A 15,539-nucleotide genomic window follows, 5' to 3' on the forward strand; every position below is an offset into this window, starting at 1 on the left:
TGTGTGAAGGACTACGTACGAGGGACGAAATGGTGTGCGTCCCAATTACATCCCCAATTACATCCCCAATTACATCCCAAGGATTCGAAGTCCGATGTTGCATCGACTTGCGGCCCGAGCGATGGCTCGACGGCTGCACCGTGCGCTGAAGCGGGAAGGCTTGCGACGCGGCCCTTCAGTGGCCGACCCGGACGGCCGTAACAAGGGGATCGAAATTCCAGCCGTTTGGCCGCCCGCAATCGCCATGGAAATGACGCAACTGGAACTCGCCCGGCTGGAAGAGCGGGCCGAAGAGAGCGTGCGCAAGCTTGCGCTGCCCTCATGTCCCGGGATTCTGGCCGAGATCTCGCGCGAAGTGCGCGCCGAGGCGCCCAACGTGCGCAGGATCGGCGATCTGGTCACGCGCGATGTCGCCGCGTCGGCTGGCATCCTCAAGACCGTGAACTCGGTGGCCTACGGGCTGCGTGGCGCGGCCCGCTCGGTGCAGCAGGCGATCGGCTATCTGGGCCTCGATCGCACCGCGCTGCTGCTCGCCGGCTTGCTGCTGCGTAATGCCTTCCCGTCTGCCGACCGCCCGGTGCTGGCGCGCTTCTGGCAGGCTTCGGCGCAACTCGCCACCGCGGCGGGCTTTCTCGCGCGCGCTCTCGGTGTGGCCGATCGCGACGAGGCCTACACCTTCGGACTGTTCCGCGACGCCGGCAGCGCCGTGCTCATCTGCCGCTATGCCGACTACGACTCGGTGCTGGCCGCCTGCCCGGAGAGCGCAACGGTGACCGATCATGAGAAGGCGCACTTCGGCGCCGACCATGCCGTGATCGGCGCGGTGCTCGCGCGCGACTGGCACCTGCCGGAAGAGATGAGCGACGCGATCCTGTGGCATCACGCGGACTTCGTGCTCGCCCTGGATGCGGCGCCGATCCGGCTCGAGGCCGTACGCCTGATCGCGCTGGGCGTGCTCGGCGACCGGGTGATCGATCGCTATCGCGGCGAGCATGAAAGCGCCGGCGTGGCCGGGGCCCTGAAGCACGCGCTGCGGCTTCTCGGACTCGCCGAACGCGATTTCGCCGACCTGGAAACCGAAGCGCTGACGCTGCTCGCCGAACGCGACGGGCGTCCCATGCCCACCATGCGCTTGCGTACGTTGCGCGGGCTAGGCTAGGCCACCGAAAGAGCGAAAAAGGGGGCCAGGCTCGATTTTCGAAGGAAAAAGGGGCCAGGCTCGATTTTCAAGTTTGTCGGGCCAGCGCCTGGGTCAAATCTCGAAAAAATCGAGCCTGGCCCCTTTCCAAAAAAACCGAGCCTGACCCCTCTTTCCAGCTGCTAACGTTTGGGCAGGTAGAGATCGGTGATGCTGCCCTCGGCGATTTCGGCGGCGAAGTACACGGTCTCCGAAAGCGTCGGGTGCGGATGGATCGTGAGCGCGATATCGCCGGCCTCGGCACCCATCTCGAGCGCGAGCACCGTCTCCGCGATCAGCTCACCTGCGTTCGGGCCGACGATGCCAGCGCCCAAGAGCCGCCGGCTGCCCCGCTCGAACAGGAGCTTGGTCATGCCGTCCTCGCGTCCCATCGCAAGCGACCGCCCGCTCGCCGCCCATGGGAACACCGCCTTGTCGTACTCGGTGCCGGCGGCATTCAATTGTGCCTCGCTCATTCCCATCCAGGCGATCTCGGGATCGGTGTAGGCAACCGAAGGAATGGTGCGCGCATCGAAGGAAGCCTTGTGCCCGGCGATGACTTCGGCGGCCACCTTACCCTCGTGCGTCGCTTTGTGCGCGAGCATGGGGTCGCCCACGACGTCGCCGATGGCATGGATATGACCGACGTTGGTGCGCAGCTGCCGGTCCACCGGGATGAAGCCGCGTGCATCGACGTTGACCCCGGCTGCGTCCAGACCGAGCGTATGGCCGTTCGGCCGGCGGCCCACGGCGAACAGCACGACGTCGAAGGTCTGCGGCTTGGGCGCGCTTGCGCCCTCGAAATGCGCGGTGAGTCCCTTTGCCGACGGCTCCAGGCGCGCGACCTTGGTCCCGAGCAGAATCTGCTCGTAACGGGCATCGATGCGCTTCCTGAGCGGACGTAAGAGATCGGAATCGGCACCGGGGATGAGGCTCTCCATCATCTCCACGACGCTCACCTTGGTGCCCAGCGCGTCGTACACCGTCGCCATCTCGAGCCCGATGATGCCGCCGCCGATCACCAGCATGCGCTTGGGCAGGCTCGCCAATTCGAGCGCGCCGGTCGAATCGATCAGCCGCTTGTCGTCGTAGGGAAGCCCCGGGATGCGAGCGGATTCGGAGCCGGTGGCGATGATGCAGTGGTCGAAGCCGATGGTCTTCGCGCCGTTCGCCGTCTCGACCCGCAGGCTGTGCGGTGAAGCGAACTTGCCCGCGCCCTGCACCACCTCGACCTTGCGCTGGCGCGCGAGCCCGGACAAGCCCTTGGTGAGCCGGCCGACGACGGATTCCTTCCATCCCTTCAACTTCGCCAAGTCGATCTGCGGCTTGCCGAAGCGAATGCCGGCAGCACCGACCTCGTCAGCCTCGCTGATCACCTTGGCGATGTGCAGCAGCGCCTTGGAGGGTATGCAGCCGACATTGAGGCAAACACCGCCCAGGGTAGGATAACGCTCGACGAGAACGACCTTCTTGCCGAGGTCCGCGGCGCGGAAAGCGGCGGTGTAACCGCCGGGTCCGGCGCCCAGCACGACGACATCGGTTTGGAGATCGGTTTTCTCGCGCTGCGCGGGTGGGCTTTGACGCGCTTGCGCAGGCGGTTGCGCTGGCGCTGAAGGCGCGGCCGCGGGGGCTGCGGCGCGCGCAGCAGGCGCCGGCGCCGGTTGGGCGGGCGCCTTCGACTCGACAGGCCGGGCAGGCTCCGCGCCTTCGGCTTCCTCGACTTCCAGCGTTACGATGACGCTGCCCTTCGAGACCTTGTCGCCGGTTTTGACCTGCACTGCGGCGACCTTGCCGGCCTGCGGAGCCGGCACTTCCATGGTCGCCTTCTCCGATTCGAGCGCGATCAGCGAGTCGTCCTTGGCGACCGTGTCGCCGGGTCGCACCAGCACCTCGATCACCGGGACGTCGTGGAAGTCGCCGATGTCGGGAACCTGGACTTCGATTGCTTTCGCCATCGCGCGGCCCGCCTCTATCTCGATCGGAAAGCGGCTAATAAGCCGCTGCACGCTGTGCGCTCCCCTCTCCCTTCGGGAGAGGGGTTGGGGGGTGAGGCCGGGAATTCGCGGACCATGGTCCGCGCCGGCCGAACGGCATCGGCCTGCATGCCGATGCGCGCACTGCAAGTGAGGGAGCGAGCGCGCAACGCAGCTTCCGCAAGCTCGCTAGCGCCGGATGTGGCCGTCGCCGAGCACGACGAACTTGAGCGACGTGAGGCCCTCCAGCCCGACCGGTCCGCGCGCGTGCAGCTTGTCGGTCGATATGCCGATCTCTGCTCCCAAGCCGTATTCGAAGCCGTCGGCGAAGCGGGTCGATGCGTTGACCATCACCGAGCTCGAATCGACCTCACGCAGGAAGCGGCGCGCGCGCGCGATGTCCTCGGTGACGATGGCGTCGGTGTGCTGCGAGCCGTAAGTTGCGATGTGGACCATTGCCTGTTCGAGCCCGTCCACGATGCGCACGGCGAGAATCGGCGCAAGATACTCGGCGTGCCAGTCGTCTTCGGCTGCTTCCTGCATCTGCGGCACGAGCGCGCGCGCGGTCTCGTCGCCGCGCAGCTCCACGCCCTTGTCGACATAGATCTGCGCCAGGATCGGCAGCACGCGCGCGGCGATGTCGCGATGGACGAGCAGTGTCTCCATCGTGTTGCAGGTGCCGTAGCGCTGGGTCTTGGCGTTGTCGGCGATGCGGATCGCCTTGTCGAAATCGGCGCGGTCGTCGATGTAGACGTGGCAGACCCCGTGCAGGTGCTTGATCATCGGGATGCGCGATTCGCGCATCAGGCGCTCGATGAGACTCTTGCCGCCGCGCGGGACGATGACGTCGACGTACTCGGTAAGGCTCACCAGCTCGCCCACTGCGGCGCGGTCGGTCACCTCCAGCACCTGCACCGCCTGCTCAGGCAATCCGGCCTCGCCCAAACCCTGGTGAACGCAAGCGGCAATCGCCTGGTTCGAGTGCACGGCTTCCGAGCCGCCACGGAGGATCGCCGCGTTGCCCGACTTGATGCACAGGGCGGCGGCGTCGGCGGTCACATTCGGGCGCGATTCGTAGATGATGCCGATCACGCCCAGCGGCACGCGCATGCGGCCGACCTGGATGCCCGAGGGCCGGTAGTTGAGCGCGCTGATCTCGCCGATGGGATCGGGAAGCTGCGCGATCTGCTCCACGCCCGCCGCCATCGTGTCGATCACATCGGGCGCAAGCGTCAGCCGATCGATGGCCGCGGCATCGAGCTTGTGCGCCTTGGCCGACTTCACGTCCTTGGCGTTGGCCGCGGCGAGCCGCTCGGCTCCAGCGCGGATGGCCGCGGCGATCGCCATGAGCGCCCGGTTCTTGGTATCGGTGTCCGCGCGCGCCATCTCGCGCGCTGCCGCCCGCGCCTGGCGCCCGATGCCGACCATGTAGTTCTGGATGTCCATGGCGCTTGGCATTCTACACTGCGCTTCGCGCCCGGGACGCCGGCGCGCGCGCGGGCTTGCTCGCCGTCAAAGCGAGCCCCAGCTCACGCAACTCGTCCCAGGGATTGCCGCGTTCGATGCCCTTGACGATGCGATCGATGTGCGCGCTGCGCAGCAGCGCCGCCTGGGTCTGAGTGGGCGTCCAGCGTTGCGCGGCGCGCTCGATCCAGCCGCGGCGAGGACCGAAGACCTGGCTTTCGCGCAACGCATTGGGCATGGTCTGGCCGCGAGCGAGCGCGGCTGCGACCCGGTGAGTCGCGCGCAATTCGTTCGCCAGCGCCCAAAGCAGCAATGGCAGCGCGGCGCCTTCGGCGGCCAGGCCGTTCACGACCCGCACGTAGTGGGCGCGATCGCCCGCGAGCAAGGCGGCGGTGAGATCGTCGACTTCGAAGCGGGCGACATCGAGCACGGCCTTGCGCACCGCCTGGTCCTCGAGCTTGCCGGCCGGCAACAGCAGCGAGAGCTTCTGCACCTCCTGCCATGCCGCCATCAAATTGCCTTCGACCCGGTCGGCGATGAACTGCAGCGTTTCCGGCTCGGCGTTCTGGCCGTTGCGCGCCAATCGGCCCGAGAGCCACTGCGGCAGGCGTTCGCGCACCACGGCGCGCGCCTCGACCAGAGCGCCGGCGCGCTCCAGCGCCTGCACCCAGCTTGCCTGCGCGGCTTTCCAGTCGAGCCCCGGCAGGTGCACGAGCGTGACGGTATCGGGCGCGAGCCCCTGGCAATAACGCTCGATGGCCTCGGCGCCGGCCACGCCAGGTTTGCCGTTCGGGATGCGCAGCTCGATCAACCGCTGCTGGGCGAACAGCGACAGGCTCGCACCGGCCTGGGCGAGCGCGCCCCAGTCGAAGCCCGGCTCGGCCACCAGCAAGGTGCGCTCGGCATAGCCAAGCGCGCGCGCGCGCGCGCGCAGCCGGTCGCCCGCTTCCAGTGCGAGCAGCGGCTCGTCCGCGACTACGGTGTAGAGAGGGCCGAGGCCGCGGGCGAGATGCTGCGGGAGCTGCTCGGAATCGATCCGCATGCGGCAGAGTCCTAGCCGCCTGCGACCTTGGTCGCTTCCAGCCGGCGCAAGAGCTGCTGGACCGCATCCAGCTGCATGTCGCGGTAGAGCAGCCCTTCCTCGGATTCCTTGGCGAGCACCTCGGAGTCGTTGAAGGAGATGTCGCGCTTGAGCACGATCTCGGTCGGCGGGGTGATCACCCCCTTGGCGTTGGTCACCTGGTAGGCGAGCCGGTAGCGCAGCTGGTATTCGCGCACGCGCCCCTGGCCGCCGAGCGAGAGGATATGGCGCTCGCGCAGCTCGCTCAGGATGCTCAAGGTGGCGGCCGCTTCCTTCGCGTTCTCCGTCAGGCGCACGTCGCTCGCGCGCAAGGCGCGCTTGAGCTCGTGGCCGAACTGCGACACGTTGGAAACGTTCACGTAGAGGCTGGGAAACGGCAATTGCACGGCACCGCGCAGATGAAATCCGCACCCCGCCAGCGTCGCCATGAGGCTGAGCATGAACAGCATTCGCGCGCAGGCGAACGCAGCGTCCTCGCTGCGCCGGCCATTCGCGCCAGGCACGTGCTCGATCGGCAGCCACTCGCGCATGCTCATAGCACCAGGTTGACCAGCCGGCCGGGAACGACCACGACCTTCTTCGGCGTCTTGCCCTCGCAGAACTTGCGCACGGCGGGATTCTCCAGCGCCGCCTTCTCCAGCACTTCGCGCGCCGCACCGTGCGCAACGCGGATGCTGCCGCGCAGCTTGCCGTTCACCTGCACCACGATCTCCTGCTCGTCGGCGACCAGCGCCGCTTCGTCGGCTTCGGGCCAGGGTGCATCCAGGATATCTTCGCCGTAGGCAAGCTCCTGCCAAAGCACGTGGCAGATGTGCGGCGTGATCGGTGCGAGCATGCGCAACAACAGGCTCATGCCCTCGCGCAGCACCTGGGCGCGAACCCCGGCCGGCTGCTTCGGCGCGCGCTCCAGCGCATTGAGCATCTTCATCGCCGCCGACACCACCGTGTTGAGCTGATGGCGGCCCATGTCGTAGTTGGCCTGGCGCAGGTTGCCGTGCAGCTCGCGCCGCACGGCGGCCCAGTGCGAATCGAGCGCCGGGCTCGCGGCCGGCACCGTTTCGAGCGCGTTCACCTCGACCGCGAAACTCCATAGCCGGCGCAGGAAACGGGCCACGCCCTCGACGCTCGAATCCGACCACTCCAGCGACTGTTCCGGAGGCGAGGCGAACATGGCGTAGCAGCGCGCGGTGTCGGCGCCGAACTGGTCGATCAGCGATTGCGGGTCGACACCGTTGTTCTTCGACTTCGACATCTTCTCGATGCCGCCGATGCGAACCGGCTGGTTGTCCGAGACGAGCCTGGCCGCGAGCGGCCGGCCCTTCGCATCGTGCTCGACCGCCACGTCGGCCGGATTGAACCACTGCATCTTGCCGCCCGCCTGGTCGCGAAAATAGGTCTCCGCGACCACCATGCCTTGCGTGAGCAGGTTGGTGAAGGGCTCGCCGAAGGAAACCAAGCCGAGATCGCGCATGACCTTGGTCCAGAAGCGCGAATAGAGCAGGTGCAGGATGGCGTGCTCGATGCCGCCGATGTACTGGTCCACCGGCAGCCAGTAGCGCACGCGCTCGTCGGCCATCCGCGGCGCATCCGGGCAGGCGTAGCGGATGTAGTACCAGGACGAGTCGACGAAGGTGTCCATGGTGTCGGTTTCGCGCCGTGCCGGGCCCTTGCATTTGGGGCAGGTCGTCTGAACGAAATCGGCGCGCTTCGCCAGCGGATTGCCGCTGCCGTCGGGCACGCAATCCTCGGGCAGAACGACCGGAAGCTGATCGTCCGGCACCGGCACGTCCCCGCACTGGTCGCAGTAGATGAGCGGTATGGGCGTGCCCCAATAGCGCTGGCGCGAGATGCCCCAGTCGCGTAAACGGTACTGTACGCGCTCGTCCCCGATTCCAGCTTCGCGCAAGCGCCGTGCCACCAACTCGGACGCCGCGGCGAAGTCCAGGCCGTCCAGCTCGCCCGAATCGAAGCACACGCCGTACTCCTCGTAGGCGCGCTCGAGCGGCAGGTTGAGCAGGAACGCGGCCGGCTTGATGACCGGCTTGATCGGCAGCCCATACTTGTTCGCGAACTCGAAGTCGCGCTGGTCGTGGGCGGGCACGACCATGATCGCGCCTTCGCCGTAGCCCCACAGCACGTAGTTGGCGATCCAGATCGGCAGCCGCTCGCCGCTCAGCGGATGCAGCGCATAGCGGCCGGTGAACATGCCTTCCTTCTCGCGGGTGGCCACCTCGGCTTCCATCACGCCACCCTGGCGGCATTTGTCGATGAACGCGGCCAGCTGCGGATCCGATTGCGCACTGGCAGTGGCAAAAGGATGCTCGGCCGAAATGGCGATGAAGGTCGCGCCCATGATCGTGTCGGCGCGCGTCGTGAAGACCTTGATGCGATCGGACGAGCCGTCGACGCCGAAGCTGAACTCGATGCCTCGACTGCGTCCGATCCAGTTCGCCTGCATGGTCTTCACGCGCTCGGGCCATCCCGGGAGCCCTTCCAACGCCTGCAGCAGCTCCTGCGCATACGCGGTGATGCGCATGTAGTACATCGGGATGTCGCGCTTCTCCACCAGCGCGCCGGTACGCCAACCGCGGCCGTCGATCACCTGCTCGTTGGCGAGCACCGTTTGATCGACCGGATCCCAGTTGACCGTGCCGGTCTTCTTGTAGACGAGGCCTTTCTCCAGCATGCGCAGGAACAGCCACTGGTTCCAGCGATAGTAGTCCGGGCGACAGGTGGCGAGCTCGCGTTCCCAGTCGATGGCGAAGCCGAGCGCCTGCAACTGCCTCTTCATGTAGGCGATGTTGGCGTAGGTCCATTGCGCCGGCGGCTGGTGGTTCGCCATCGCCGCGTTCTCCGCCGGCAGCCCGAACGCATCCCAGCCCATCGGCTGCAGCACGTTGTAGCCGCGCATGCGGTAGTAGCGCGAGAGTACGTCGCCGATGGTGTAGTTGCGCACGTGCCCCATGTGCAGCCGCCCGGAGGGGTAGGGGAACATGGAGAGGCAATAGAACTTGGGCCGGCCGCCGTCCTCGACGACATGGAACGAATTGCGGCTCGCCCAGAATTGCTGAGCGGCAGACTCCACGTCCTTGGGGCGGTAATGCGCTTGCATGGGGGTCTCGGCAGGCGGTCGCCAGGCGACAAAGCCAAAAATTATACTGCAACCCCTCCATCGGCCTTTCAGCGCCGGCCTGTATCCGGTCGCGGCGTGCGCGCGTATATCGATCTGCCTTGCGGCTTTCATGCGCCTGGCCCAGACTGCGCGCGGTTGGCTACGCACCGTGCACGCGCGGGCTTTTGCCCGCGCATCGTGTCAGACGCGGGTTTGCCCGCGCATCGTGTCAGACGCGGGCCTTGTCCGCGGATCGTGTCCGACCGCGCAACCGTTGCCGGGGAGCTTCCGATGGTCCGATCGGTCGTTGCTTTGCTGCTGATATTCGCGGTCGGCCTTGCGCCCGCGGCCGCTCAGCCGTCGGTCGAGGCCGTCCAGTCGCCGGCCTGGGTGGAACGCTCGGGCGTGCGCGAGCCGCTCGCAGTCGGCATGGTGTTGCGAAACAGCGACCGGGTGGTGAGCGGGGCGGACGCGCGCATCGTCCTGCGCATGCCCGAAGGCAGCCTGATAAAGCTCGGCAGCCAGGCTCAGCTCGCGCTCGACCGGCTTAGCGTGCAACGCGAGCCCGAAGGCACGCTCGTCACTGCGGCGCTCGAGGTCCTGCGCGGCGCGTTCCGGTTCACCACCCAGGCGGCCACGCGTTTCCGCGGCCGGCGTCAGATCGACGTGCGCATCGCCACCCTCACCGCCGGCATTCGCGGCACCGATCTATGGGGCAAGGCCGCCGAGGATCGCGACATCGTGTGCCTGATCGAGGGCCGGATCAGCGTGCAGCGCGGGACCGAGGCCGCGTTCGTCATGGATGAGCCGCTGTCGTTCTATATCGCGCCGAAGAATGCGCCGCCTCTGCCGGTGCAGCCGGTCCCGCCGGAGCAGTTGCAGAAGTGGGCCGTGGAGACCGAGATGCAACCGGGCGCAGGCGGCGCGCGCCGCAACGGGCGCTGGCGGGTCGACCTGGCGCTTGCGCCCACGCAGGCCGAGGCCCTGGCCTTGTACGACCGGCTGCGCGAGGCGGGCTATCCGGCGCAGATCCGCCCGGTGAAGGATGCCGAGGGCTACTCGTATGCCGTCGGAATCCGGCACCTGGCGAGCGAAGTCGAAGCCGCGGGGCTGGCTGCGCGCCTCAGAGACGTGCCGGGAGTGGCGGAGCCTCGTATCGTCGGCCGCTAGGCTAGGTGGCTTGCGGTAGATGACTTATGGCTCGTTCCCTCCCTCACTCCCAAGCCCTTGTATGTTTTTTGCATGGGTAAGCTTGTCTTCCCTCTCCCTCCGGGAGAGGGATCGAGGGTGAGGGAAAATAAGCGTCGTAATCGGGACCTTCCCCCCCCCCCCCCCCCCCCCCCTCACCCCCAGCCCCTCTCCCGGAGGGAGAGGGGAGTGAAAGCGCCCGCGGCTCGAGCTGCGGCTGCGGCAACTGGACATCGACACACGCGCCGGCGCCGGCGTTGTTGCTTGCACGGATCGTGCCGCCGTGCGCAGCGACGATCCGCTTGCAAATCGCAAGGCCCAGGCCGGTGCCACCCGTGCCGCTGACCGTCTTCGAGCTCTGCACGAATTCGTCGAAGATGGACTCCAGCTCCTCGGGCGGGATGCCGATCCCTTCGTCCGACACGCTCAACGCCACCACGCTTCCGCCGGCTGTGGGACTGCGCTCGATGCGGACGTCGATGGCGCCGCCGTCGGGGCTGTAGCGGATCGCGTTGGCGATCAGGTTGCGCAGCACCCGGCGCATGCGCTCGCCGTCCAGCCAGATCTTTTCCGGCTCGCAGGCGGCATGGATGCGCAGCGTATGGCGGCCGGCGTGCAGCAGCGGCTCGAGCTCCTCGGCGACCGAGCGCACCAGCGTGCTGCCCGAGATCCATTCGGGCTGGATCAGGACCCGGACCGATTCGAGTTTGGACAGGTCGAGCAGGTCGTTCAGGAGTTTCAGCAGGCGGTTGCCGCTCGCCTCGATGCGCTGGAAGTAGTCGCCAAGGCGGCGCGAATCGAGCTCGGCATGGCGCGTCGCGCCCAGGTGCGCGAAGCTCAGGATCGCGTGCATGGGTGTGCGCAGCTCATGCGACATGTTGGCGAGGAACATCGACTTGCTCTTGTTCGCCCGTTCGGCCATCACCCGCGCCGCCTCGGCATCCTGCATCGCGCGCGTGAGATCGGCGGTGCGCTCCTCGACCAGCATCTGCAGCTGGTTGTGGTGCCGGTGCAGCTCGTCCTGCAGCGCCTTTTGAGCCGAGATGTCGGTCTGGGTGCCCACCACGCGCAGCGGCCGTCCCTCGGTCGAGCGGCGCAATACCTTACCGCGCGCGAGCACCCATTTGTAGGCTCCGTCCTTGCAGCGTATGCGATGCTCGGAGTGGTAGGCGGGCAGGCGGCCGTCGAGATGGCCGTCGAGCGCGGCGCGCGCCCGCGCCCGATCCTCGGGGTGGATCAGCTTTTCCCAGTAGCCGGCTTGCGTGCTGATTTCGTCGGCCGCGAAGCCCAGGGTTTCCTTCCAGCTCGGCGAGCGGTAGATGCGTCCCGCCGCCACGTCCCAGTCCCAGACGCCGTCGCCGCTGCCTTGCAGCGCCATGTTCCAGCGCTCCTCGGTATCGCGCAAAGTTTCCTGCGCGCGCTTGAGCTCGGTGATGTCGGCGAATACACCGCGCATGAGCCGGGCGCCGTCGGGCAGCGATTCGACGCTGACCCAGTCGTCGATCCAAACGATCCCGCCGTCCGCTTGCAGCATGCGGTATTGCAGGCGGTGGTTGCGCCCGGCGTCGGTTTCCTGCTTGCAGTACGCCAGGGCTGCAGCGCGGTCTTGCGGATGCAGATGCGCTTCGAAGAAGCCCGCTTGCAGCCACTGTTCGGTCGCATAGCCCATGCGCGTCGCATGCGGCGAGACGTAGGTGAAGGCGTTGAGCCGGGGATCGAATTCCCACACGATCACGTCGGTGTTTTCCACCAGCGCTCGGAAGCGCTGCTCGCTTGCGCGCAGCGCTTGCTGCTGCTCCTGGATATGGCGGGTCTGCTGCTCCAGCACCCGGGCCGCCGGCTCGAGCACGAGGCATACCGCCAACGACAGGAATGCGAGCAGCAGCGCACTGGCGATGAGGCTGATGCGGGCGATGCCCAGGACCCGGGCATCGGCGGTGAGCGCGAGCGTGGCGATCGCCCGGTCCATCGCGCGCGCGTGCGCGTTCTGGTGCGCCTGGACGCGTTCGAGCCATTGCAGCGCGACGATCGCAGCCGAGTCCGGGCCAGCGTCGCGCGCATTCGCAGCGTCCTCGATACTGCGAGCGGCCGCCGCCAGCGCTTGCACCTGGGTGTGGGCATCGGCCAGTATGGTCACCAGCGACACCCGGGCGTCTCGCAAGTCGGCGGCATCGTGCTCGACTGCGTCGAGCGCAGTTCGCAGCTCGATCGCCAGGCGGGTGAGCCGGTTGCGCTCGGCGGCAACCGATTCCGCGCGCGCGGCGATCTGCGTCACCAGCCTCGCCAGCTCTTCTCCCGCAGTGCGTTGCCGATCGGCGCTTTCGATCAACGCGCCGCGGCCTTTCGCCTGCGTCATCTCCTGCTGAATCACCCACGCGCGACAGACGATGATGAGCGCGATGATCGTCAGGATCGCGCCATAGCCCCAGCGCAGGCGGGCATGCGCTCGCGACAGGTCCGCCTGCCGGGCGAGGAACGAGGGATTTGCGCCGCGCGTGCTCATCCACCACAGCGCCGGTACGGCGATCAGGGAGAGAATCAACGCCTGCACCAGGAGGTAGAGCCATTGCGACTGGTCGGCGCTGAAGGTGAACAGGACCGCGCCCATTCCGACCTGGATCGGCAGCAGGACGGCCAGCACCCCGGCGAGCGGGAACGGCTTCCACCGTGGGGGTGCGGGATCCGGAATCTGCGGGGGGTTGGGCGGCATCGCGTACGGACAATGGCAGGGGGGCTGGCGCCGCGGTGTGCCCGCGAGGACCCGGGTGCGGCCGCACAAACGCATGACCTCTGTGCTCGAGGCGCTTTGCAGCGATTACGGCGCCGGCGCGGTGCGGCTTGAGTTCGGCTCAACGCAGCCCGCGCACGGCCGTAAACAAGCGCAAGACCCCGCTTTCAAGCCCATTCGATGAAGCCCAGCGACTGCACCACACTCCTCGTCGTCGACGACGACGATACCAACCGGATGATCGTGTCCGAGTTCCTCGCCGGTCACGGCTATTGCCTGGAGGAGGCGGAAGACGGCGAGCACGCCTGGCGGCTCCTGCGCGAAATGCCGGAGCGCTTCGATGCGGTGCTGCTCGATCGCATGATGCCGGGCATCGACGGAATCGAGGTGCTGCGGCGGATGAAGGGTCATCCGGCCGCGGCGCGCATTCCGGTCATCCTGCAGACCGCGGCGGCCGCGCCCGACCAGGTGCTGGAAGGCCTGCGCGAGGGCGCGTTCTACTACCTGACCAAGCCGTTCGGACCCGAGATGCTGCAGGCGGTGGTGCGCACCGCGGTGCGCGATCGCTTGAACCAGCGGGCCGTCGTGGCGGAGCTCGAGCGAACGCGTGACAGCTTTCAGCTCATCGATTACGCCAAGTTTCGCTTCTGCAGCCTCGACGAAGCGCGCAACCTTGCTGCCCTCGCGGCGTATTCGCTACGCGATGCAGCCCAGACCGCCCTCGGCCTCGCCGAGCTCATGATCAACGCGGTGGAGCACGGCAACCTGGGGGTGACCTACCAGGAAAAATCGCGGCTGCTGCAGTCCGGGCGCTGGAGCGAGGAGATCGAAAGTCCCTTGCGCGACCCGCGCTACTGCAATCGCTTCGCCACACTCAAGCTCGAGCGCCATGCCGACCAGGTCGAGTTCGAAGTCACCGACATGGGCGAGGGCTTCGACTGGCACAGCTTTCTCGATATCCATCCCAGCCGCGCGATGGACCTGCATGGACGCGGCATCGCGATCGCGCGCCGCGTGTGCTTCGATAGCGTGCAATACCGCGGCTGCGGCAATACGGTGGTCGCGACCAAGGCCCTCTAGGCGGCAGGCAGCGGCCGGATGCCCGCGATCCTGACCGAGCGCACGGCTTCGGCGAGCACTTCGATGGCTTTCTCGCGAGCGAAACTGCGGCGCCACGCGAGCGCAATGCGACGCACAGGCGCGGGCGGCTTGAACGGCACCATCTTGAGCAGCGGACTGCGATAGCGCGCACTGTCGGCGCTGGCGGGCAGCACCGTGATGCCCAGGCCCGAGGCGACCATATTGCGGATCGTCTCCAGCGAATTGCCCTGCAGCACCTCGCCGCCGTGGCGCTGCAGCTCCGGACAAGCTTCGGCAACCTGGTTCGCGAAGCAATGGCCGCTCGATAGCAGTAGCACTTTCTCCGCCGACAGTTCCTGCGCCTTGATCGACGCGCGCTTGGCCCACGGATGCTCGCTCGGGACAGCGACGGTGAAGGGCTCGTCGTAGAGCGGCAGCAGCTCGATATTCGGCGCCGCGAACGGCAGCGCGAGCAACGCACAATCGATGCGTCCGTTGCGCAGCAGCACGTCGAGCTGCGCCGTCAGGTTCTCCTCGACCTCGAGCGGCATCTGCGGCGCCTTGCGATGCAGGATCGGTATCAGCTCCGGCAGCAGGTAGGGCCCGACGGTATAGATGACGCCGAGCCTGAGCGGACCCGCCAGCTGGTCGGCGCCCTCGCGCGCGAGCTCGCGGATCCTGCCCGCTTCCTCGATCACCCGTTGCGCCTGCTCGACGATACGGCTGCCGACCGGCGTCGGCCGCGCGCCCTTGCGCGAGCGCTCGAACAGGCGCACGCCCAGCTCGCCCTCGAGCTTCTGGATCGCGAGCGAAAGCGCCGGCTGGCTGACGAAGCAGCGCTCGGCCGCGCGGTGGAAGTTGCGTTCCTGCGCGAGCGCCACGACATAGCGCAGATCGTTGAGGTTCATGCGGCCTGCATGGGTGGGTTGGCGAAATTCTGGGGCAGCGCGTGAGCGTCGACGGCCGCCCGGCGCGGGCGCCGTTGTGCGCGTGCGATTGCCCGAGCTTATCAAAGTCGGCATCTGTCCGGCGGAGCGCTGGCCGGGAATCGCCGCGGTCCTGGCGTGCGTGGTTGTGCTTGCGAGGGGCGCCATCGGGCGTTTTGCCGACGTGGGGGGCGGATCGCCACACCATCACAGAGGCGGGTCGCCCCGCCGTCGCGCTTGCCGCCGCCAGCGGCTACAATGCCCGCGGCGCAGGAGATTTTCCAGGGATCGCAGGAGAGCACATATGCTGGTGCACGATCTCAAGGCGGAAGAGCAATGGAATCCGGAGCACCATGTCGAGCGGGTGCTGGGCAAGGTTTCCGGGGGCGATGTCACGGTGGCTTGCTGGGAGCCGGGGCAGGTGAGCCCGAACCATGCGCATCCGGACTGCACCGAGATCTATTTCTGCTACGAAGGCGGCGGCCAGATGCGAACGCCGGAGCGCACGGTGGACATCGTCCCGGGCTCGTTCGTCGTGCATCCGCCGGGCGAATTGCACGAGTACGTCAACGGGCCGAAGCGCACGCTGCTCTTCCGCGTGCGCTATGGCACCGGCATGGCGTCGCGCAAGATTGCCGATCGGGGCCATGCGGGGTGGCAGCAGGCGCCCGAGGACGTCGCCTTCTTCGAGCGCCATCCGGAGCTGTTGAGCGCCGAGGTGAAGTAGGCGGGTTTTATTTGCGATCCGGCAAGTAGCGACAAACCGCTTTCCGCCAGTCGGTCCCAGCTCCCTCACTGCAGGGGAGATTG

The 15,539-nt window shown here is 67.4% G+C and carries 11 protein-coding genes; 4 read left to right on the forward strand and 7 right to left on the reverse strand.

Features of this window, described 5'->3' with window-relative positions:
* The first annotated feature begins 94 nt into the window (after positions 1–94).
* The gene (locus GEV05_08590; protein ID MPZ43443.1) at positions 95–1,159 is read left to right on the forward strand and encodes an HDOD domain-containing protein; all 1,065 of its coding nucleotides are present in this window, start codon (positions 95–97) and stop codon (positions 1,157–1,159) included.
* Between the two features lie 161 nt (positions 1,160–1,320).
* Here the strand turns inward: GEV05_08590 and lpdA are convergent, their stop codons facing one another.
* From lpdA to GEV05_08615, 5 genes are all read right to left on the reverse strand, one after another.
* On the reverse strand, positions 1,321–3,132 hold the full coding sequence (gene lpdA / locus GEV05_08595) for a dihydrolipoyl dehydrogenase (GenBank protein ID MPZ43444.1): 1,812 nt from the start codon (positions 3,130–3,132) through the stop codon (positions 1,321–1,323).
* A gap of 207 nt (positions 3,133–3,339) precedes the next feature.
* Entirely contained in the window at positions 3,340–4,596 is a 1,257-nt protein-coding gene (locus GEV05_08600; protein ID MPZ43445.1) for a glutamate-5-semialdehyde dehydrogenase, read from the reverse strand.
* 13 nt (positions 4,597–4,609) lie between these two features.
* Complete coding sequence (locus GEV05_08605; GenBank protein MPZ43446.1) at positions 4,610–5,650, reverse strand: DNA polymerase III subunit delta; 1,041 nt, start codon at positions 5,648–5,650, stop codon at positions 4,610–4,612.
* A gap of 17 nt (positions 5,651–5,667) precedes the next feature.
* Positions 5,668–6,144, reverse strand: a complete 477-nt coding sequence (locus GEV05_08610) for a hypothetical protein (protein MPZ43447.1) — start codon at positions 6,142–6,144, stop codon at positions 5,668–5,670.
* Positions 6,145–6,227: 83 nt separating this feature from the next.
* Positions 6,228–8,807, reverse strand: a complete 2,580-nt coding sequence (locus GEV05_08615) for a leucine--tRNA ligase (GenBank protein ID MPZ43448.1) — start codon at positions 8,805–8,807, stop codon at positions 6,228–6,230.
* Here GEV05_08615 and GEV05_08620 point away from each other — a divergent pair.
* A complete protein-coding gene (locus GEV05_08620; protein MPZ43449.1) occupies positions 8,733–9,977 on the forward strand; it encodes a hypothetical protein in 1,245 nt (414 codons plus the stop codon). The two genes, GEV05_08615 and GEV05_08620, sit on opposite strands and share 75 nt — an antisense overlap.
* A 43-nt stretch (positions 9,978–10,020) precedes the next feature.
* On the opposite strand, the gene GEV05_08625 is transcribed toward GEV05_08620, so the two are convergent.
* Positions 10,021–12,780 (reverse strand): PAS domain-containing protein, encoded by a 2,760-nt coding sequence (locus GEV05_08625; protein MPZ43450.1) that lies wholly within the window; start codon positions 12,778–12,780, stop codon positions 10,021–10,023.
* A gap of 123 nt (positions 12,781–12,903) precedes the next feature.
* Between GEV05_08625 and GEV05_08630 the strand changes: the two genes are divergently transcribed.
* Positions 12,904–13,803 carry a response regulator gene (locus tag GEV05_08630; GenBank protein ID MPZ43451.1) on the forward strand — a complete coding sequence of 300 codons (900 nt, stop codon included), beginning with the start codon at positions 12,904–12,906 and terminating at the stop codon, positions 13,801–13,803.
* Here the strand turns inward: GEV05_08630 and GEV05_08635 are convergent.
* Positions 13,800–14,711, reverse strand: a complete 912-nt coding sequence (locus GEV05_08635; protein ID MPZ43452.1) for a LysR family transcriptional regulator — start codon at positions 14,709–14,711, stop codon at positions 13,800–13,802. The genes GEV05_08630 and GEV05_08635 overlap by 4 nt on opposite strands.
* Between GEV05_08635 and GEV05_08640 the strand changes: the two genes are divergently transcribed.
* Complete coding sequence (locus tag GEV05_08640; GenBank protein MPZ43453.1) at positions 14,710–15,456, forward strand: cupin domain-containing protein; 747 nt, start codon at positions 14,710–14,712, stop codon at positions 15,454–15,456. The genes GEV05_08635 and GEV05_08640 overlap by 2 nt on opposite strands.
* Positions 15,457–15,539: the final 83 nt, after the last annotated feature.

Source organism: Betaproteobacteria bacterium (assembly GCA_009377585.1).
Lineage (GTDB): Bacteria > Pseudomonadota > Gammaproteobacteria > Burkholderiales > WYBJ01 > WYBJ01.

Excerpts from the sequence above, each read along its gene's own strand:
- GEV05_08625 (MPZ43450.1), bottom strand. The coding sequence starts at position 12,780 with ATGCGTTTGTGCGGCCGCACCCGGGTCCTCGCGGGCACACCGCGGCGC.
- GEV05_08635 (MPZ43452.1), bottom strand. The coding sequence starts at position 14,711 with ATGAACCTCAACGATCTGCGCTATGTCGTGGCGCTCGCGCAGGAACGC.
- GEV05_08590 (MPZ43443.1), top strand. The coding sequence starts at position 95 with ATGTTGCATCGACTTGCGGCCCGAGCGATGGCTCGACGGCTGCACCGT.
- GEV05_08610 (MPZ43447.1), bottom strand. The coding sequence starts at position 6,144 with ATGCTGTTCATGCTCAGCCTCATGGCGACGCTGGCGGGGTGCGGATTT.
- GEV05_08615 (MPZ43448.1), bottom strand. The coding sequence starts at position 8,807 with ATGCAAGCGCATTACCGCCCCAAGGACGTGGAGTCTGCCGCTCAGCAA.
- lpdA (MPZ43444.1), bottom strand. The coding sequence starts at position 3,132 with ATGGCGAAAGCAATCGAAGTCCAGGTTCCCGACATCGGCGACTTCCAC.
- GEV05_08630 (MPZ43451.1), top strand. The coding sequence starts at position 12,904 with ATGAAGCCCAGCGACTGCACCACACTCCTCGTCGTCGACGACGACGAT.
- GEV05_08640 (MPZ43453.1), top strand. The coding sequence starts at position 14,710 with ATGCGGCCTGCATGGGTGGGTTGGCGAAATTCTGGGGCAGCGCGTGAG.
- GEV05_08600 (MPZ43445.1), bottom strand. The coding sequence starts at position 4,596 with ATGGACATCCAGAACTACATGGTCGGCATCGGGCGCCAGGCGCGGGCG.
- GEV05_08620 (MPZ43449.1), top strand. The coding sequence starts at position 8,733 with ATGGAACGAATTGCGGCTCGCCCAGAATTGCTGAGCGGCAGACTCCAC.